Annotated in this window: 17 protein-coding genes and 1 tRNA gene; 6 read left to right on the forward strand and 12 right to left on the reverse strand. The window is 60.6% G+C overall.

All coding sequences use genetic code 11. The features are described 5' to 3' along the window. Position 1 precedes the first annotated feature (1 nt). The 3 genes from J3R84_RS04725 to J3R84_RS04735 all read left to right on the forward strand — a co-directional run bounded on the left by J3R84_RS04725 (position 2) and on the right by J3R84_RS04735 (position 2,080). Positions 2–973, forward strand: a complete 972-nt coding sequence (locus tag J3R84_RS04725; protein ID WP_057211437.1) for a beta-ketoacyl-ACP synthase III — start codon at positions 2–4, stop codon at positions 971–973. Between the two features lie 92 nt (positions 974–1,065). Continuing rightward, on the forward strand, positions 1,066–1,404 hold the full coding sequence (locus J3R84_RS04730; protein WP_025426536.1) for an integration host factor subunit alpha: 339 nt from the start codon (positions 1,066–1,068) through the stop codon (positions 1,402–1,404). A 139-nt stretch (positions 1,405–1,543) separates the two neighbouring features. Further along, positions 1,544–2,080: a MerR family transcriptional regulator gene (locus J3R84_RS04735; RefSeq protein WP_025426537.1), complete on the forward strand. Its 537-nt coding sequence runs from the start codon at positions 1,544–1,546 to the stop codon at positions 2,078–2,080. Positions 2,081–2,489: 409 nt separating this feature from the next. Here J3R84_RS04735 and J3R84_RS04740 read toward each other — a convergent pair whose 3' ends face one another. Further along, a complete protein-coding gene (locus J3R84_RS04740; RefSeq protein ID WP_025426538.1) occupies positions 2,490–2,723 on the reverse strand; it encodes a hypothetical protein in 234 nt (77 codons plus the stop codon). A 344-nt stretch (positions 2,724–3,067) separates the two neighbouring features. On the opposite strand from J3R84_RS04740, the gene J3R84_RS04745 reads away from it, so the two are divergent. Continuing rightward, positions 3,068–3,144: transfer RNA gene (locus J3R84_RS04745), tRNA-Pro, on the forward strand. 110 nt (positions 3,145–3,254) lie between these two features. On the opposite strand, the gene J3R84_RS04750 is transcribed toward J3R84_RS04745, so the two are convergent. The 7 genes from J3R84_RS04750 to J3R84_RS04780 all read right to left on the reverse strand — a co-directional run bounded on the left by J3R84_RS04750 (position 3,255) and on the right by J3R84_RS04780 (position 11,087). After that, positions 3,255–4,097: a glycosyltransferase family 2 protein gene (locus tag J3R84_RS04750; protein ID WP_025426539.1), complete on the reverse strand. Its 843-nt coding sequence runs from the start codon at positions 4,095–4,097 to the stop codon at positions 3,255–3,257. A gap of 11 nt (positions 4,098–4,108) precedes the next feature. Beyond that, entirely contained in the window at positions 4,109–5,023 is a 915-nt protein-coding gene (locus tag J3R84_RS04755; protein WP_025426540.1) for a glycosyltransferase family 2 protein, read from the reverse strand. A gap of 263 nt (positions 5,024–5,286) precedes the next feature. Further along, the gene (locus J3R84_RS04760) at positions 5,287–6,471 is read right to left on the reverse strand and encodes a glycosyltransferase (RefSeq protein WP_025426541.1); all 1,185 of its coding nucleotides are present in this window, start codon (positions 6,469–6,471) and stop codon (positions 5,287–5,289) included. A gap of 2 nt (positions 6,472–6,473) precedes the next feature. After that, the gene (locus J3R84_RS04765) at positions 6,474–7,718 is read right to left on the reverse strand and encodes an O-antigen ligase family protein (protein WP_025426542.1); all 1,245 of its coding nucleotides are present in this window, start codon (positions 7,716–7,718) and stop codon (positions 6,474–6,476) included. After that, positions 7,715–9,277: an undecaprenyl-phosphate glucose phosphotransferase gene (locus J3R84_RS04770; RefSeq protein WP_057211436.1), complete on the reverse strand. Its 1,563-nt coding sequence runs from the start codon at positions 9,275–9,277 to the stop codon at positions 7,715–7,717. Before J3R84_RS04770 ends, J3R84_RS04765 begins: the two co-directional genes overlap by 4 nt. 56 nt (positions 9,278–9,333) lie before the next feature. Next, positions 9,334–10,506 (reverse strand): glycosyltransferase family 4 protein, encoded by a 1,173-nt coding sequence (locus J3R84_RS04775; protein ID WP_057211435.1) that lies wholly within the window; start codon positions 10,504–10,506, stop codon positions 9,334–9,336. A gap of 5 nt (positions 10,507–10,511) precedes the next feature. Further along, the gene (locus tag J3R84_RS04780) at positions 10,512–11,087 is read right to left on the reverse strand and encodes a polysaccharide biosynthesis/export family protein (RefSeq protein ID WP_025426545.1); all 576 of its coding nucleotides are present in this window, start codon (positions 11,085–11,087) and stop codon (positions 10,512–10,514) included. Positions 11,088–11,293: 206 nt separating this feature from the next. Between J3R84_RS04780 and J3R84_RS04785 the strand changes: the two genes are divergently transcribed. Beyond that, positions 11,294–13,486 (forward strand): GumC family protein, encoded by a 2,193-nt coding sequence (locus J3R84_RS04785; protein WP_057211434.1) that lies wholly within the window; start codon positions 11,294–11,296, stop codon positions 13,484–13,486. Between the two features lie 24 nt (positions 13,487–13,510). Here J3R84_RS04785 and J3R84_RS04790 read toward each other — a convergent pair whose 3' ends face one another. The 3 genes from J3R84_RS04790 to J3R84_RS04800 form a co-directional block, all read right to left on the reverse strand. Then, complete coding sequence (locus J3R84_RS04790; RefSeq protein WP_057211521.1) at positions 13,511–14,758, reverse strand: GNAT family N-acetyltransferase; 1,248 nt, start codon at positions 14,756–14,758, stop codon at positions 13,511–13,513. A 138-nt stretch (positions 14,759–14,896) separates the two neighbouring features. Beyond that, positions 14,897–15,640, reverse strand: a complete 744-nt coding sequence (locus tag J3R84_RS04795) for a metallophosphoesterase family protein (protein WP_025426548.1) — start codon at positions 15,638–15,640, stop codon at positions 14,897–14,899. 16 nt (positions 15,641–15,656) lie between these two features. Further along, positions 15,657–15,869, reverse strand: coding sequence for a DUF2842 domain-containing protein (locus J3R84_RS04800; protein WP_025426549.1), 213 nt, complete (start codon positions 15,867–15,869; stop codon positions 15,657–15,659). 156 nt (positions 15,870–16,025) lie between these two features. Here J3R84_RS04800 and J3R84_RS04805 point away from each other — a divergent pair, with 156 nt between their 5' ends. Then, positions 16,026–17,129 (forward strand): COX15/CtaA family protein, encoded by a 1,104-nt coding sequence (locus J3R84_RS04805; protein ID WP_203527285.1) that lies wholly within the window; start codon positions 16,026–16,028, stop codon positions 17,127–17,129. A 71-nt stretch (positions 17,130–17,200) separates the two neighbouring features. Here J3R84_RS04805 and argC read toward each other — a convergent pair whose 3' ends face one another. Further along, entirely contained in the window at positions 17,201–18,133 is a 933-nt protein-coding gene (argC, locus tag J3R84_RS04810) for an N-acetyl-gamma-glutamyl-phosphate reductase (protein ID WP_025426551.1), read from the reverse strand. Positions 18,134–18,184: the final 51 nt, after the last annotated feature.

Here is an 18,184-nt window from a genome sequence, read left to right on the forward strand (position 1 = left end):
AATGATCCGTTCCGTCGTTCGCGGCTTCGGTGCAGCGTTGCCGAAGCGCATTGTCACCAATCAGGAGCTGGAATCCAAGGTCGATACGTCAGACGAGTGGATCGTGCAGCGCACCGGCATCCGCCAGCGCTACATCGCCGGCGAAGGCGAAACCACGGCGTCGCTTGGCGAGGCCGCTGCACGCGCAGCACTGGACAATGCCGGGCTGACGGCGGCTGATCTCGACCTGATCATTCTGGCGACGTCAACGCCAGACAACACCTTTCCGGCAACTGCGGTCAACATTCAGAACCGGCTCGGCATGCACCATGGCGCGGCCTTCGATCTGCAGGCGGTCTGTTCGGGCTTCATCTACGCGGTAACGACGGCGGACGCCTATATCCGTGGTGGGCTGGCAAGGCGTGTTCTGGTGATCGGTGCCGAGACGTTCTCACGCATTCTCGATTGGTCCGATCGCACGACCTGCGTGCTCTTCGGCGATGGCGCTGGCGCGATCATCCTGGAAGCCCAGAAAGGCGAGGGCACGATTGCCGATCGCGGCGTGCTCACTGCCAAGTTGCGCTCCGATGGTGCGCATCGCGAAAAGCTTTATGTCGATGGCGGACCATCGACAACGGGTACCGTCGGCCATCTCAAGATGGAAGGCCGCGAAGTCTTCAAGCATGCCGTCGGCATGATCACCGACGTGATCGAGGCCGCCTTCGAGGCCACGGGAACGACGGCGGAAGACATCGATTGGCTCGTGCCGCACCAGGCCAACCGCCGTATCATCGATGGTTCGGCCAAGAAGCTCGGCATCCCGCTCGATAAGGTTGTGGTAACAGTCGATCTCCATGGCAACACCTCTGCCGCGTCCATTCCGCTGGCTCTGAACACCGCGGCGGCGGACGGCCGGATCAAGAAGGGCGATCTCGTTCTGCTTGAAGCCATGGGGGGTGGCTTCACATGGGGCTCCGTTCTGATACGCTGGTAAAAAATGCTGAGGCAACGCAGGCGCTTGACCGCAAAAGGCAAGGGCAATAGTCTTCGGTCGCTGATCGGCGTGCCAGACATCGGTGGGGGAAGATGAGCGGAAAAACAGTAACACGAGCAGACTTGGCTGAGTCGGTTTTTCGCAAGGTGGGTCTGTCTCGTACAGAGTCTGCCGAGTTGGTGGAAACCGTCATTGACGAAATATGCAACGCAATCGTGCGTGGCGAGAGTGTGAAACTATCCTCCTTCGCGACCTTTCAAGTTCGCGATAAGAACGAGCGCATCGGCCGCAACCCGAAGACCGGTGAGGAAGTGCCGATTTCGCCGCGGCGGGTGATGACCTTCAAGGCGTCTAACGTCCTGAAGCAGCGGGTGTTGAAATCGCATCTGAGCCGCAAGGCCAAGCTGAAGCCGGCCTCTCCCGTATCGTAAGCGGAGGTCGGCAACCACAATGTGGTTGAAAACCCATCCATAAGCCGTTGAAATGGAGCCGATTCGTGCGATCATCGCACGACATCGGTTCATTGCGCTTAGGCTTGCCCTGAGTCGCATGACATGGAATGGGAACGAAATGGAAAAAAGCCCCGACGCTTTTCGCACCATCAGCGAGGTCGCCGACGATCTCGATCTGCCGCAGCACGTCCTGCGCTTCTGGGAAACACGCTTCCAGCAGATCAAGCCGATGAAGCGTGGTGGCGGCCGGCGTTATTATCGCCCTGAAGATGTCGACCTGCTGAAGGGCATCCGTCACCTGCTCTATGATCATGGCTACACGATCAAAGGCGTGCAGAAGCTGCTGAAGGCCAACGGCAACAAATTCGTGGCGGCGATCGCCAGCGGCGATCTGGCGACGGTTGAGGCCCTGGCCGCCTCGAGCAACGAGGAGCCGCTACCGCCGAAGGCCGGCTTGTCCGACGAGGATCAGATCGTCGGTCGCGCCAAGGCGCCAGCCAGCCGCCGCTTTTTCTCCTTCGGCGGCGGCAATGACGACGTTCCGGAAATCTCTCTCGGCAAGTCCTCCTCCGTCGGCAAGGAAGATCGGGCGCTGCTTCAAGAGGCGCTTTACGATCTCCTGGAATGCAAGCGTTTGCTTGATCAGGCGCGGTAACTGGCGCCTGCTGATTCGGCAGCGAAGGTTGCGCGTCGGCGAGGCAGAGGCGCAGGCCGCGAAAGTAGAGGGGCTGTGCAGGTCACGCCGGAGGATTGCGGCAACTACGCCGGTCCCGAGCTGATGAAGCACGCCTCGATCCTGTCGCATAGTCGAATCACTTCACCGATGCAGGTGCGCGCTAAGGGTGTTCTTTGGGTGTCCTTTGATGGACTGCACAACTCCTTAAATTGACGGTGATTCAAGGGGGCTGCGGCGGGCCTTTAGCCGTGACTCATTCGACGTACACCCGTCGGCGTTCGCCTGAGAGCGAGAGCTGATCGCAAAGGGACCCCAGGGCCTGAGCTATTTTGCGCGAGGTCCTGATGGTTCTGGAAGATCGCGGATAGGCGGAAAGCGGTCCTGCATGTCAGGCAGCGTTCAGATCCGCAATCTCGCCGAACTGGACCAATAGGCGAGGGCTACTCATGTCGCCGCTTTCTTCGTCCACCTGGACAGCATAGGCGGCGACGCCGACATGCCTCGGCGCCATAGCCGCCGCAACCTTCTCTGCCCCAGCCGCGGTCGTGGCGGCACGCATCTCGCCGGGCGCGAGCCCACCGCGAACGCGTTTAAAGGGCATGATGATAAATTTCTCTGACATGGCAAAGCCTCCAATTTGTTCTACAAATGTTCTGATGCTGGTCAGAAGTCAACGGCTTAATTCTGCGGGAGACCAATCGCTCGTTTGCGCTGCAGAAAGACGGGCCTAGCTGGGTTGCCAGCCCTGTGAAGGGAGGGGCGAAGCGGCGGTGTGGCGACAACCGTTGCCGGCAGTGACCGCCGCGTTCACATGGAGTGTATTCTAGACCGACAATCGCAAAGTTTTGACCTGTGGGACTTCTCGTCCCATTTTCCACTTATCCACGCCGTTTGTTCCTTTTTCCTGCCGGGCCCGAAATTCCCGCTTGCGCTCTAAGCGTTGAGAATATAGGGATTTCCTCGGTCCGGAGCGTAGCGCAGCCCGGTAGCGCACTTGACTGGGGGTCAAGGGGTCGTGGGTTCGAATCCCGCCGCTCCGACCATTTCAATCACCAAGCCCCCAAGGGGTGATTGATAAATTCCTTCGTTTGTTGATTTTCCGTTGTCGCCAACTAGGCGGCTATACGGCGCCGCCAACTCACCCGTCTGAGCGTCAGAGGCCGAAAATCCGATACCTGGTCTTACGCCTGGCATCGTTCCAGCACATGCGGAATAGCATCAATCGGCTGTAGAGGGATGCGGGAGGAAGCTTGTCTTTGAGCTTGTAGCAGCCGATCGTGTATTGCCAGCGAGCTCGAATTTTTGCTGTGATGGATGTCACCATGTATTTTTTGTCCGAACCGGATCCCTCGGTGAATTCGTAGACAGGGCCGTCGGTGTAGGCGACGAGGTCGCGAACGACGAACTCCGTGACGACATAGGAGCTGAGCGCCCAGACCGCGCCTTCGTGCCACCGCTTGAGAACGATCTCGTCGGCTGCAGCAGACCGGAAGACGCCGTAGATCCACTCGGACGGATACATGAGATTCCGCGGGGCTCGGCCGCGTACGTAGCGTTCCTTGAAACGGAAAATGTCCTGGTTCGGCTTGGCGTGTTTTACTTTTGTGCCGTCGACGCGCTCGACGTTGCCCACGGCCAGCATTTTACTTGGATCCGCATCCAGCGATGCGACGAGTTCCTGCAGGAAGTCGGGTGTTGACGTGTCGTCGCACGCGCGAAGGCAGAAGTATTCGCCTTCGCATGCGCCTATTCTGAACGCCTTGGCAAATTGCTCGAGCGCGCTCAGAAAATTGGCGTTCTGAATAACGGAAAATCGCGGATCCCTTGCGCAAAATGCTCTGGCGATCTCTAAGGTGTCGTCGGTCGAGCCATTTTCCAGGATAAGTGCCCTGAAATCGGACAGGGATTGGTCCGCAATGCTCTGCAGACTTCGCTCAAGCGTTTTTGCGCCGTTGTGGACCGGAAAGACGACGACGATCTTGGATTTTTCAGGCATGGCTACACGTGTTACCGTCTGGGCTCAGTTGGAGCAATTGGCGTAATGAAGCCAAGGTCGAGCAACTGCTGCGAGCCGGTAAACTTCAATGAGTCGTCGGACTGTAGCTGCAGCGTCCCTTTTTTCGCGATGACATCCGTCATCTTCGAATACGCAGCCGCATTGTCGAAATATTGCCCGTCGCGTGCAGCCTCCGTTATTTCCTTCTCGTAGTCTGAGAAAAACTTGAAGTGGAGCAGGGCGCCCATCATGCTCGCGAAGTTTCTCCGATATGGAAGCGGTTGATGTATGCTGGGGCCGAAGCGACAGTCATCGTCCCAGTATATCAGGGGGTACTTGATGAGTTCGAGGTCTGCGTCGAATTCTCGTTTGCGCGCTCCGCCCTTGATTGAAATCGCCCGTTTGGTTGTAGACAGCGTGTACCCGGAGCTATCGAGGTGGTCCGCGATTTCCCAAGGCGCGCGCGAGCTCAGCAGATTGGCGTCCGCTTTAGATAGGTCGATGGGATACATATCGAGCATGGGCGCCGGCAGTCTCAGCGCGCCTGCCTTTTCAAGACAGTGTATAACAGACCAGAGTGTCCTGGTTTCGAACCCGTCATAGACGAGGAATTCATCGGAATCGACATTGACGTACCACCTTGGGCCGCCATAGAGGCCCAAAAGTGTCTCGCGCCATGCTCGGCCGCGGCGTGCGTCCTTGTAGCGGACAGGCGAAACCCACAGGTCCACATCGTCCTGTTTGAGGAGGAATTCTCTTGTTCCGTCCGTGGAGACGTCGTCCACGCAAATGAAGCGCGTTACACCTAGCTGCCGATAGTGCGAAAGGAATGCGGGAACCAGCTTTGCGTCGTTGTGCGTCAGGAAAACAAGCGGAAGTTCGTCGGGATATAGTGACGTTTGGCCGTGATGACTGACGCAACGCAGGCTAACGGATGTCGCTTTGCGCCGTTCGCGCCGTTCGACCTTCAGCGTTTCATACCAAGTGGAGAGACGCTCCAGTACCCCCCTGTCAGCGATCGAAGTCGCGTCGGCTTGAGCCCTGAAGGGATAGTTGATTTCGGCCATTCCCGCCCCAGTATAGCTTCCAGATATTATTTCGACTTAGATGAAAAGCTACGGTTTCGCAATGTTTGCGGTATGCCTACATGTCGTCATGCAGGTCGTCGTCCCAAAACCGTGTTATGTAATCAGGCGGTTACCCTGATACGTCGTCGTTCCGCCAGCTTCCAATAGAGCATCTCGGTTTGGTCGAGCATCGCGTCGAGCGTGAAGCGCTCCTTGAGGCTGTCGGCTGCCGCCGCGAGCTTCCTGAAGGTGGCTGGCGTAGCGGACGCAGCCATAGTCTTGGCAAGCTCCGAGATATCGTCGGTATTCTGCACGATGAAGCCGTTGTGACCATCCTCGATCACGGTTCGTGCGCCGCCGATATCGCTGGCAATGATCGGCTTTCCGGCCGCCGCCCCCTCCAGCATGACGTAGGACATCGCCTCGTAGCGGCTCGGCATGACCAGCACATCGAAGGCAGGGGCCGCTTGCGGACCTGTGAATGCGGATGTCAGATGCATCCGGTTCTGTAGGCCGCTCTCGGAAATCGCGGTGCGAACCGTGCCTTCGAGCTCGCCGGCGCCAACCATGACGAGATGACTGTCTTTCACCGTCGCGGCGATGTTCTTAAAGGCGGCAACGAGCCGTTCGGGTGCCTTCTGCGCGGTCAGCCGGCCGATGAACCCGAAGACAAATGCGTTCGGCGCAATGCCGAAACTAGCCCTTATGGTCGTTGCCATATCCCGTGAGGGCGGAGCAACGCCATTGACGATCACCGACATCCGCTCCTCCGGCATGTATAGCGAAACGGCGTGGGAGCGCTCGTCGTCGGACACACAGATGAGATGGTCGGTATAGAACCAGGCGAGACCCCATTCGATCGCGCCATAGATCAGCCTGCCGCCGCGTCCCAGTGTCGGATCCAGCGTACGGAAAGCGTGCGGCGTGTAGATGCGCGGCAAATGGCGACCGGGCAAGCGCAGGCGCGTCAACGCTCCGGCCTTGGAGCTGTGGCCGTGAACGATATCGAAAGGGCCATGATCGCGCATAATACGACGCAGCGTCAGGAAGGCTGGGATGTCGGTGGGCCCTGGGGCACGCTTCATGTCGACGGCGTGAACAGCGGGAAGGCCAATAGCCTTCAGCTCGCGCACGAAACTTTCCTCGGCTCGCACCGGTGAGTAGACCGCCTCGACGTGATGCCCGCGGAGATGCATGCCGCGGCAGAGATCGATGAAATGCCGGCCCGATCCGCCACCGCTCGGCTCGAGGACTTCGAGCAGGCGCAGCGGCGCGGCGGCGGGGCGATTTGGCAAAGGATATTCCATGTTCATTGCTGCCATCCGGCCCGCATTGTTCGACGATGGCGGTATTCGAGGGCGGCACATCCCCAGATGATGCCGAGAAGCATGTAGAAATGACGCCAGTGATCGGTATCGATGACATTGCCGACGCCCACATGACCGATCAGCGCGACCCAGGCGATCATCAGATAAACCTGCCAGGGGCGCTCGAGCAGCAGGAAGCGGAAACCGAGCGACAGCGTCCAGATGATAAGCGTGACGTAGCTGACGAAACCGAGCCAGCCGTAGGATGTCAGCGACTTCAGCCAGACGTTATGTTCGTCCTCGGGAAAGATCGTGCTGAAGACCATCGGACCGATGCCGAGCGGTTTCTCCATCGACATCAGGAAACCGATGCGGTGACGGTCGAAGCGGCCGAGGTGGCCGCCGTCATAGTCCTGCACGAGCTGCGAGCGGCTGGAAAAGAGCGTTGCCACCTGCTCCGATTGCAGCGCGGCCAGCAGGGCGCCGACAACAAAGACACCGCCGACCAGGGCGACGACGAGGATGCGCAGGCGGAAGAGGCCGTTGCGCTCCTTGAGCAGCATCACGAAGACGAAGGCAACCACGCAGAAAAGGTTGAGCGCCCATGCAGCACGCGAGAACGACAGGAACACGCCGAGCGCCAGCACCAGAAGCGCGGCGATCTTGGGCGGGGCCTTGTGGATCGGCTGCGTCAACAACCCGTGGATTAGATAGAGTGCGGGAACCGACAGGAATGGGCCGAACACGTTCGGGTCCTGGAAGGCGCCTTTGGCCCGGTCGTAGAGTGTGAAGTTTTCAGCGCCCGGGATTGCGCCGAAGTAGCCGAGAATACCAAGCAGGGCGGTCAGGACGGCAGCCGTGACCCAGGCGTTGAAGATCAGCCGGAGCCGCTGATAGCGATCCTCGATGATGGCGGCGTAAAAGACCGCCGACAGCGCCAGAAATCCGGAGACCGCCATGTACATCGGCCCCTTGGTCAGGTCGACCATCGTCATCAGCGACAGGATCCCGCCGATCATGAACAGGGTGAGCAGAGTAAGAAGCGGCGCGACATAGCGCGAGATTTTCAGGCCGAAGAGCGCCCAGAGCCCAATGAGGACCACCAGGAATAGCTCGTAGGGCGCTGGTTCGGCAATCACGAAACCCGACAGAAACACCACAAGCGCAACCAGCCATGAGCCGAAGAGCGAAAGCGCGGCGAGCTGGGGTCTAAAGACGATCGGCGGTGGTGTGTCGACGGTGCTCAATAGGCATTTTCCGTGTTGAGCAGCCGGAACGGTGTCAGGAACAGGATCTTCAGGTCGAAGAGCAGCGACCAGTTCTCGATGTAGTGGAGGTCGAAGGCCGTGCGCAGGCGGATCTTGTCGTCACTGTCGATCTCGCCGCGCCAGCCGTTGATCTGCGCCCAGCCGGTGACCCCGGGCTTGACGCGGTGACGGGCGAAATAGCCTTCGACGACGTCGGAATAGGTGCGGTTCTGCGTCTGCGCTAGCACGGCATGCGGGCGCGGGCCGACGAGCGAGAGCTCGCCCTTGAGCACGTTGAAGATCTGCGGCAGTTCGTCGATCGAGGACTTGCGGATGAAACGCCCAACCGGCGTGACGCGGGGGTCGCCCTTCGTCACAGCGTTGCGGGCGCTCGGGTCGCTCAAATGCGTGTACATCGAGCGGAACTTGTAGACCTCGATGGTCTCGTTGTTGAAACCGTGGCGCTTCTGCTTGAAGATGATGGGGCCGGGCGAGGTGGCTTTGACCGCGATCGCAGCCCCCAGCATCACCGGCCACAACAACACCAGGGCGACGATGCTGAAGAAGATGTCGAAGCCACGCTTGGCGACGGAATCCCAGTCTGCGATGGGTTTGTCGAAGATATCCAGCATCGGCACTTCACCGACGTGGGAATAACTGCGCGGCCGGAAGCGCAGGTTGTTGGCGTGCGCTGCAAGACGGATGTCGACCGGCAGTATCCAGAGCTTCTTCAGGAGCTGCAGGATGCGTTTCTCCGCCGTCAACGGCAGCGAGATGATCAACATGTCGATGCGCGCCAGGCGCGCGAATTCCACCAGCTCGTCGACCGTTCCGAGCTTGGGGTAGCCGGCGATGACATTCGGAGACCGACGTTCGTCGCGATCGTCGAAGATGCCACAGATCCTGATGTCGTTGTCGGTCTGATGTTCGAGTGTGCGGATCAGATCCTTGGCCGGCTGGCCGCCGCCGACGACGACGGCACGACGCTCCATCGTTCCGTTGCGGGCCCAATGCCGGATGGAATAGGCAATGAATGCGCGTTCTGCCACGAGGAAGAGCGCACCGGCGACGAACCAGCCGCCGAACCACACACGCGAATATTGATGACCGGACTTTAGAAAGAAAAGCGCGATGGCAATGCCGCCGAATGCGATCGCCCAAGAGGCGAGGATACGCGGAGTAAAGCGCAACCAGGCGCGAAGAGCAGGGACCTGGTAGGTGTCGGCGATCTGCATCGCGGCAACGGCTAGTGCGGAGCCACCAACGAGGATCGTCAGGTAAAGCGGCAGCTGATCGAAGCCGGGCTGCACATAAAGCGCATTGATGGCATAGCCGATGGCGAACAGTGCGCAGAACTCGAAAAGACGCATCAGGCCCATGATCATGGCGGGCGAATAGGTGTCTGCGCGGAATTGTTCGGCAATCTGTCGGGCGAGGGGGTTGAGTTCCGTCGACGGTTCGTCACCGGCTTTTTCGTCCGGCGCACGGGTACGGATCTCCGAAATCTTCTTGCGAAGCGCTTCGGGGTCGAAGGCTTCCGACCGCTTAAACTCGTTCATGGCTTCCTTCCGGCACTGAAGTCCGCACGGGATAGCAGAAAGCCACTAAGAAACGCTTACGTTGCAACCTGAGGCCTTATCGGAGCCGATTGGTCCCGGCACAAATCCCGGTAGAGCCGCAGCACCTCCGCCGTCATGACCGAGGCCGCGAAGCGGGACTTGAATGTCTTCGGGTCGGGCATCACGCGCGCGGACCAGTCCTTCTCGACGATTGCAGAAGCCATGATCGTGGCAAGTGACTGCGCGTCTGCCGCTTCGGCAAGAGCTGCGCTGTGCTTGCCGAGGATTTCCGGTATGCCGCCGACGCGGCTGGCAATCACCGGCTTTTGCGCCGCGAGCGCCTCGAGCACGATATAGGGCATGGATTCTGCCCGGGATGGAATGACGATGTTTCGTGCCAGCGAAAAGGCTTCGCGGGCGTTCATGGCAGGGCGCATGGTGATCCGTCGCCCGAGGCCCTGCTCGAACGTGAGGTCGCGGTATTCTTGCTGCTGTGGGCCGTCGCCGACCATCAACGCCGAGAGCGGCCGCCCGACAAGCCGTTCCGTGCGGGCAAAGGCATCCACAAAAAGATCGGGACCCTTCAGGTCCCGCATCATGCCGATATAGAGGAAGTCGACCGCATCCGGCCGCGCCTCTACGGCCTCGAACTCGCGATCGTCGATGCCGTTGTAGATCAGCTCGTAGTGCTCGCGCGGCTCGCCGACCTTGGAAAAATAAGTCTGGCGCTCGAAGTCGCAGACGAAGACGAGCGCGTCGGTCAGGCGTTCCTGAAGCCGCTCCAGCGGGAAGACGATCCGCCCGACAAACGACTTCGGGCTGTAGTGGAGACTGCCACCGTGCGGGGAATAGAGGCGGGCTACGCGATACCTGTTGACCCGCAAGGCTGAACCGATGAGGCGGGCTATGGCGCCACCTTTGGCGCCGTGCCCATGCAGCACATCCGGTTGCAAACTTCTGATTTCCTTGTAACAGCGCCAGAGCGCGGCAAAATCCCTTGGGCCGATCGAGCGATGGATCGGCATGCGGACGAGGCCCAGCGCCAGATAGGGCCGGATTCCGTCGAAGAGCGAATCCTCATAGGATCCGCCAGTGGTACTGTCGCAGAGGATGCCGACCTCATGACCCGCCGCCGCGTGCGCCTCCGCCAGCTCGCGCACATGGCGGAAAATACCACCGACGGGCGATCTGAAGCAGTGAATGATGCGCAAGGGACGCTGCGGCTGCATCGAGATCAGAACAGCCGTTCGCGAATGTAAATCGTATCGCCAGCCAGTACGGCATCGGTAATCGGCACGCGACCGGTGATGATCCGGCCGTTGATTTTACGCGTGACGTCGGCGCTGGCCTGGTTGGCCCGCGGCGAGAAGCCGCCGGCAACCGCAATCGCGTTCTGTATCGTCATTCCCGGCACATAGGCATATTGTCCTGCCTGGCCGACTTCGCCCATGATGAAGACCGAGCGATAGCGATCGACTTCGATGGTGACATCCGGATCGCGCAGATAGCCCTGTTTCAACTTTGCGGCGATCATGCCTTCGAGTTCGGGCAGCGTGTGGCCGCGCGAGGCGACGGTGCCGATCAGCGGAAAGGCAACATAGCCTGCCTGATCGACCGTGTAGGTACCACTTAGGCCTGCCTGCTCGAATACGTTGATGCGCAGCCGGTCGCCGCTGTCCAGCCGATAGGGCTGGATCGTTGCTTCGCTGAACGCTTTGGGTGCCGGCTGATAGCTTGTGCAGCCGCCGAGCAACATCGACAGTGCTGCCACCGTAATAGCGAGACCCGTCTTCATACCTGCGGTTGACATGCTGCTCTTCGGCTCCGGAAACGACCACCTCTCTCGCCGTTATCGATCCGTTAGGGTTAATAGCTGGTAAACTCGCGGTAGAATTTTCAACGGGGGACCTGCGGCAGAGGAGGGGCGAAATCGCCCAGAGGTTGAGCAGCCATTAACCCTTGCGTTACCATGTTCATTTACCTTCCAGCGAGATTTTAAGGTTCGGAGCCAGAAGCATGTCGGGAAACGGCAGCGGACAACAGGATGTGGATATCGATCTCGGCGGGCTGTTCCGCGCCGTGTGGGATCGACGCGTCAAGGTATTGCTCGCCACTGCGTGTGTTGCAGCGCTCGCTTTCGGCGCCGCGAAGATGATCGCACCGGACTATCAGAGCGAGACGCGCGTCCTCATCGAATCGCGGGAGCCTGAATTCAGCGGCTCCAACCAGAACGCGCAGACAGGGTCCGACCGCGTCTTCGACGAATCCGGCATTCTGAGCCAGGTTCAGGTGCTGCGTTCGGCCGACCTGATCAAGCAGGTCGCGCGCAACATGAAGCTACACGAGCAGAAGGAGTTTGATCCTTCGGCCGCACCTTCGGCGGTTTCCGACCTGATGGTCATGCTGGGCCTGAAGAAGAACCCACTGGAAATGCCGCCCGAAGAGCGGGTGCTGAAGGAGTTCACATCGAAACTGCAGGTCTATCAGGTCGAGAAGTCGCGCGTGATCGCGATCGCCTTTACCTCGAAGGATCGACAGTTGGCGGCTGCGATCCCGAACGAGATGGCAAAGGTATTCCTTTCGCTGCAAAGCGGCGCGAAGCTCGACACCAATTCTGAAGCCAGCCGTTGGCTTGAGCCGGAGATCGCCAATCTGCGCGAGAAGGTGCGGGATGCCGAAGCCAAGGTGGCGGCCTATCGTTCGTCGTCCGATCTGTTGCCAACCGGCGAGACCACGAATTTCGCAACCCGGCAACTCACGGATATCTCGACCGAGCTGACCCGCGTGCGTGGCGAGCGGGCTAATGCCGAGGCGCGCGCCGAAGGTGTGCGGGCGGCGCTGGCGAGCGGCCGCGAGGCTGATACCATCGCCGACGTCGTTGGTTCGCCGATGATACAGCGCCTCAAGGAGACGGAAGCAAACCTGCAAGGGCAGGTGGCTGACCTTTCGACCACGCTTCTGGACGGCCATCCGCGGCTGAAGGCCCTGAAATCGCAGGTCGAAGGTATCAGGGCGCAGATCCGCTCAGAAACCCGCAAGATCCTCAGCAGTCTGGAAAACGAGGCGAAGGTCGGCGAGTTGCGCGAGCAACAGCTGACGCAGCAGCTCAACGCGCTCAAGGCCAAATCGGCCCAGGCCGGCGAGGAAGAGGTGGGCCTGCGTGCACTCGAGCGCGAGGCGACCGCCCAACGGCAACTGCTCGAGACCTATCTGGCGCGCTATCGCGAAGCGACGTCGCGCACGGTCGAGAATGCAACGCCCGCCGATGCGCGTGTCATTTCAAGCGCGGTCGTCCCCACCGGCGCCAGCTTCCCGAAGGTGATGCCGATCACCATCGTTGCGGCACTTGCGACCTTTCTTCTGAGCTGCATCATCATCATGCTCGGGGAGTTGTTCAGCGGTCGTGCACTGCGGCCGGTGTCAGTCGGTGCCGAGCGGCCGCCGGCACGTTCGCGGCCGGCCATTGCCGCCGTCGCTGCTGCTGATGGTTTCGATGAGAAGAAGCTCAACATCTCGCCTGCATTGAACGACGCCATCGATCTGCCACCGTTGGCGCCACTGGCCGAGGACGAGACGGACGATGTTGTCGACGACCCGAGCGGCGAGACGGCCGAACCGGATTTCTCGATCGAGGCGGTTGCCGATCACCTGCGTGAAAACGCAGTGCGGATCGCAATCTCTGTTTCGCCCGGTGGCGACGAGGGGTCGACGGCGACGGTGATGCTGGCGCGTCTGATCGCGGAGGAAGATCGCAAGGTCGTGTTGATCGACCTCACAGGTTCGGCCTGCCCGACCCGCCTGATGGCGCGTTCGGCGCAACTGCCTGGCATCACCAACTTGCTGGCCGGCGAGGTGGCGTTCACCGAAACCATTCATGCCGATCGGTTCTCCGACGCGCACATCATTCCGCAAGGCGATGCCGATCCGCGGCTCGCAATGCGCGGCATCGAGCGCCTGCAGATGATCATCGATGCGTTGACCAATGCCTATGATCTGGTGCTGGTCGAATGCGGACCGGCCGACGAGGGAGCCGTCGACAAGATTGCCCGCCGCGACGGCGCGGAAATCATCCTGTCGGCGCCGGCGGTTAGCGAAGAGAGAATCATTGAAGTCCTGACCGGCTTCGGCGAGGCCGGCTACCGGGACATCGTGTTGATGACTGGGCGGGGTGAACCCGGCCCGGATTATCCCGACCGCCACGCGGCCTGAGCCGAGGCGCGCTAACGGCGCTGCTTATTCGCTATCGATCTCGCCGGTCTGTCGATCGGTCTTCCGCTTGCGGCTCCGCACCCGCTGGAAGAATGAATAGGCGGCCCTGTTGGCCTTGATCGCCACTTTCGCCTGCACCAATGCCCGGTGGTAGCCGGCTGCAAACCGGCCGCGCACCGTCAGCGGCAGGACGATGTCCCTGAGCGGCGTCTCGACTGTACACCACGAGCGTTTGTAGGGCTGGTCTCCGACGCCGAAGTCGAAGAGCGCCGCGCCCTCGCCGCAAAGCCTTTGGATCATTCTGTAGAACAAGAGCTCGCCCGGGCTGGCGTCGCCTGCCAATTCCTCGTCGATGGAGCCGAATTGACAGATGACATGATCGGCCTTTCGCGACAGACTGGCGACGGCCACAATCCGCCCGCCATGTTCGCCTTTAAGGCGGATGGCATTGAGTTCGAGCAGTCGTTCGTCAGCTGCGCCGCAACTGCCCGCGACTGCGTGAAAGAACGTTCTGGTCGGGGCGCCCTGAAAGACATCGGGAAGTCCGAGAGCTGCAAAACGAGTGGCCTTCTGGCGAAAAAAGACGTCGAGCAACGACCGCGCTTCGCAGGGATCCTGCGCAATGACGTAGTCGTACCCCCCGAGAGCCTCGAGCCGCCGCTCGGAGATCCGCATCTTCTTGCGCCGCCGTTTGGCATTGACCTGTGCCAGCGTGCGTTCGAAGCTCGAAAACAGCGGCAGCTGAAACGAGGAATTCTGGTTCTTGATGCCGGGTAGGTTCGCAAACGGGCTTGCGGTTCCGCGCCAGGCAAGCGGCGTCTTTTCGAGCGCCACGAGATCGACTTTATGGCGCAGCCGATGAGTGAGTTCGCGCGCCAGTCGGTCAGCGAAGTCGTTTCGGGGAAGGGTCAGCGCATCTGCCGCGAAAAGTCCGGTATTGAGATTGCTGTGGGGCGCACCGACAAACCGCGCCGTGTTGAACAGGCGACCGGGCACGAATTCAAGAGGCAGGATGAACAGCAATTCGCCATCAAGGGCGCCGCGAACGACCTGCAACTCGCTGTCATGAGCCTGCGCCCATGCCGCGCACCAGTCGTAGCCTTGATGCAGGGAGTTGAAAGACAGCGCTTCCAGCGACCGCCATTCCTGCTCCAGCGGCGCCATCGTATCATGGATGGAGATCTCGAATCGGCTCATGGCGGCATCAGACCGGGACGCAGCGTGTGCGTCTCGATGGCCCGGCCGGCCGATGGTCAGATCTGTGTTCGTCATCGGCAAGGCCGTCCGGATGCTGGTTGCGGCTGCCATTCAACGGCAACTCCGCTACAATCCGTTTAATTCCTGAAATATGACTGCGACCTCCGGGCAACAACCGGCGAATGCAGTTAGCAAAGCATGAAGCCCGGATTGCTACCCACCGAGAAAACCTGTTGCAAGAGCTTGCGCCCATTGCAGGCGGTTTCGCTGCGCGGCAAGCCTTGCCATCGTCTCGTGCTGGTAGGGAACTGTGCGGAACGTGACACTCCAATCATTGCCAACGCTTTCGACGATGGCGTAGCGCGCATCCGGCGAGCCGACTTCAACCTTGTGGGCGACCGGGCTGTCGGCGTCATATCCAGGGCAACCAACGCTGCCGGGGTTGACTACGAGCCGGCCGTCCGCAAGGCGGATCGCTCGGGGAGTGTGCGTGTGTCCGCAGAGAATGACTGGTTGCTTGATGCCTGTAGCGAGGACTTCGATGGCGCTGCGCGCTGCCAGATGGACCACGCCCTCCGCCGTCAATGCTTCGAGCCAGTACGCCTCGTCGCTCGCAGGCGTGCCATGGCAAAGAAAGAATGCATCGCGATAGACGAGGGTGGCCGGCAGGGTCGCTAGCCATTCAAGATGCCGAGGCTGCAATTCCGCATGGGCCGCGCGGTCGGACAACCCCATGCCGGTGGGATCGAGCGTCAGCAGGTATCGGTCATGATTGCCAGAGATCGAGGGGATGTTGCGCGCCATCAGGATATCGGCGGTGCGCGCCGCATTGAGCGGACCGCTGACATGGTCGCCGAGATTGACAATATCGGCGATCCCCAGCGCGTCGATATCGGCAAGCACCGCCTCGAGTGCAAGGTCGTTGCCATGGATATCGGAAATGATCGCAACCTTCATCGAGGTCCCCCTTGGCTCAGCGGTCTTTCGCCGGCTTTTCCATCCACTTGATGATCAGCATCGCCGGCAGCACCCAGAGCAGGCCGGTAAAGAAGAAGTACATCAGATGCACCCACCACGGCGCAGCGCCGAGCAGCAGTGACGCGAAGGTGACGGCGGCGAGCGCATAGACGATGACGAGGATGATGATCAGGATCGTACCGATCAGCTTTCTGAGACGTACGGGCATTTCAATTCTTTCAAATGGCGCGAGATCCGGCCGCGACGGCATGCCGCAAAGGGTTCGGCCTTGTTTTGCATGCCGCTCTGGTGCAAATCAACGGCTTTCCGGCAGGCGCGGCGATGAACCGCTCGCCGCCAACCCCGCGATACCAGAGGGAAAGCCATGGCAGGCGTCGAATTGGCGACAGAACAGATGCTCCGAAGCGAGATTGGCAGGACCGATCGCAACCGCCGGCAGATCCGCGGCTGGCTCGTCGTCGTTCTCTTTACGCTTTTTGCGCTGGTGCTTGTCGGCGGCGCGACGCGCCTGACCGAATCCGGCCTTTCGATCACGGAGTGGAAACCTATCCACGGTGTGATCCCGCCGCTGACGGCCGAGGAGTGGGAGGAGGAGTTCCAGCTCTACCAGCGCATTCCGCAATACCAACAGCTCAACAACGGCATGACCGTCGGCGAGTTCAAGACGATCTTCTGGTGGGAATGGGCGCACCGGCTGCTGGCGCGCACCATCGGCATCATCTTCGCCGTGCCGCTCGCCTTCTTCTGGCTGACGGGTCGGGTCGAACGCCGGCTGCGCTGGCCGCTGCTCGGCATTCTGGCGCTCGGTGGCTTCCAGGGTTTTATCGGCTGGTGGATGGTTTCGTCCGGTCTGGTGGAGCGGACCGAAGTCAGTCAATACAGGCTGGCGACCCACCTCGTCATCGCCTGTTTGATCTTCGCCGCCTGCATGTGGATCCAGCGCGGCCTTTGTCCGCATTCCGATGATGCGGCGCCGACGGATCGTTCGCGTCGGATGGCCGCCATCATCGCAGTCATGAGCCTGTTCCAGATCTATCTCGGCGCGCTGGTTGCCGGGCTCGATGCGGGCTTCAGCTACAATACCTGGCCGCTGATGGATGGCGCGTGGATCCCGTCCGATCTTTTCCTGCAGCACCCCTGGTGGATCAATGTCTTCGAGAACCCGAAGACCGTGCAGTTCATCCACCGGATCGGCGCCTACGTGCTGTTTGCGCTGGCGTTGATGCACGTGATCGCCTCGGTGCGGGCGGCGCCGGAATCGACCCATGCGCGCCGCTCGGTATTGCTGTTCGTGCTCGTCTGCGTCCAGGCGATCATCGGCATCACGACGCTCCTGCTGCAGGTGCCGGTCGGCTGGGGCGTCCTGCATCAGGGCGGTGCGCTGGTGGTGCTCGGCTTTGCCATCGCCCATTGGCGCGGCTTCATCGGCGAATATCCGAAGCCGACTGCAATCGAGTTGCGCAACTAAAACCCACAATCGCAAAGAAAAACCCGGCGAACGTCTCGCCGGGTTTTTTCGTTTGCAATTGCTGTAACCGATCAGGCGGACAGCATCAAATCCATGTTCTGGACAGCGGCCCCCGAGGCCCCTTTGCCGAGATTGTCGAGCAGAGCGACGAGGTTCACGTGAGTTCCGCCAGGCGTGCCGAACACGAACAGCTTCATCGTGTCTGCTCCTGCAAGTTCCGTGGCGTCGATGCGGCCGAGCTTTTCGCTGACGGCCAGCGGGACAACGTCGACGATCGATTGGCCGGCATAGTGCTCGACGAGCGCCGCATGAATGTTCTCGATCGTCGCGCCGGAGGCGAGATCGTCGAGATAGAGCGGAACCTGAACGATCATGCCCTGCGGGAATTTGCCGACGGATGGCGCAAATACCGGTGCGCGGTCGAGCAGGCCATGCATCTTCATCTCCGGCACGTGCTTGTGCTTGAGCGTCAGCCCATAGAGGAAATGTGGCGCGCTGATGTGATCCGGGTTCGCCTCGTCTTCCATCTGCGCGATCATCTGCTTGCCGCCGCCGGTATAGCCGGAAACGGCATTGACCGTGACCGGGTATCCATCGGGCAGGATGCCGGCCTGACGCAGCGGCCGGATCACGCCGATTGCACCCGTCGGGTAGCAGCCGGGATTGGCGACGTGGCGGGCATCACGGATCTTGGCGGGCTGTGTCTTGTCCATCTCCGCAAAGCCGTAGGCCCAGTCGGGAGTGATGCGATGCGCGGTCGACGTGTCGATGATGCGTACCCGGTTGTTGCCGGCAACCATGGAGACGGCCTCGCGCGATGCGTCGTCCGGCAGGCAGAGGATTGCGATGTCGGCATTGTTCAGAAGATCTTCGCGCATCGCGGCATTGCGTCGCTCGGCTTCCGGTATCGACAGGAGTTCGAGATCGCTGCGGCCGGCCATGCGGGTGCGGATCTGCAGCCCGGTGGTGCCGTGTTCGCCATCGATGAAGATCTTCGGTTTCATGATTTTCCCGTTCGTCCAGAAGGTTACGAGTCATTCCGGAATCAATCTGAC

Origin of the sequence: Ensifer canadensis, assembly GCF_017488845.2 — a bacterium.
GTDB lineage: Bacteria > Pseudomonadota > Alphaproteobacteria > Rhizobiales > Rhizobiaceae > Ensifer > Ensifer canadensis.

Excerpts from the sequence above, each read along its gene's own strand:
- J3R84_RS04725 (WP_057211437.1), top strand. The coding sequence starts at position 2 with ATGATCCGTTCCGTCGTTCGCGGCTTCGGTGCAGCGTTGCCGAAGCGC.
- J3R84_RS04730 (WP_025426536.1), top strand. The coding sequence starts at position 1,066 with ATGAGCGGAAAAACAGTAACACGAGCAGACTTGGCTGAGTCGGTTTTT.
- J3R84_RS04735 (WP_025426537.1), top strand. The coding sequence starts at position 1,544 with ATGGAAAAAAGCCCCGACGCTTTTCGCACCATCAGCGAGGTCGCCGAC.
- J3R84_RS04740 (WP_025426538.1), bottom strand. The coding sequence starts at position 2,723 with ATGTCAGAGAAATTTATCATCATGCCCTTTAAACGCGTTCGCGGTGGG.
- J3R84_RS04750 (WP_025426539.1), bottom strand. The coding sequence starts at position 4,097 with ATGCCTGAAAAATCCAAGATCGTCGTCGTCTTTCCGGTCCACAACGGC.
- J3R84_RS04760 (WP_025426541.1), bottom strand. The coding sequence starts at position 6,471 with ATGGAATATCCTTTGCCAAATCGCCCCGCCGCCGCGCCGCTGCGCCTG.
- J3R84_RS04770 (WP_057211436.1), bottom strand. The coding sequence starts at position 9,277 with ATGAACGAGTTTAAGCGGTCGGAAGCCTTCGACCCCGAAGCGCTTCGC.
- J3R84_RS04775 (WP_057211435.1), bottom strand. The coding sequence starts at position 10,506 with ATGCAGCCGCAGCGTCCCTTGCGCATCATTCACTGCTTCAGATCGCCC.
- J3R84_RS04780 (WP_025426545.1), bottom strand. The coding sequence starts at position 11,087 with ATGTCAACCGCAGGTATGAAGACGGGTCTCGCTATTACGGTGGCAGCA.
- J3R84_RS04785 (WP_057211434.1), top strand. The coding sequence starts at position 11,294 with ATGTCGGGAAACGGCAGCGGACAACAGGATGTGGATATCGATCTCGGC.
- J3R84_RS04790 (WP_057211521.1), bottom strand. The coding sequence starts at position 14,758 with ATGACGAACACAGATCTGACCATCGGCCGGCCGGGCCATCGAGACGCA.
- J3R84_RS04795 (WP_025426548.1), bottom strand. The coding sequence starts at position 15,640 with ATGAAGGTTGCGATCATTTCCGATATCCATGGCAACGACCTTGCACTC.
- J3R84_RS04800 (WP_025426549.1), bottom strand. The coding sequence starts at position 15,869 with ATGCCCGTACGTCTCAGAAAGCTGATCGGTACGATCCTGATCATCATC.
- J3R84_RS04805 (WP_203527285.1), top strand. The coding sequence starts at position 16,026 with ATGGCAGGCGTCGAATTGGCGACAGAACAGATGCTCCGAAGCGAGATT.
- argC (WP_025426551.1), bottom strand. The coding sequence starts at position 18,133 with ATGAAACCGAAGATCTTCATCGATGGCGAACACGGCACCACCGGGCTG.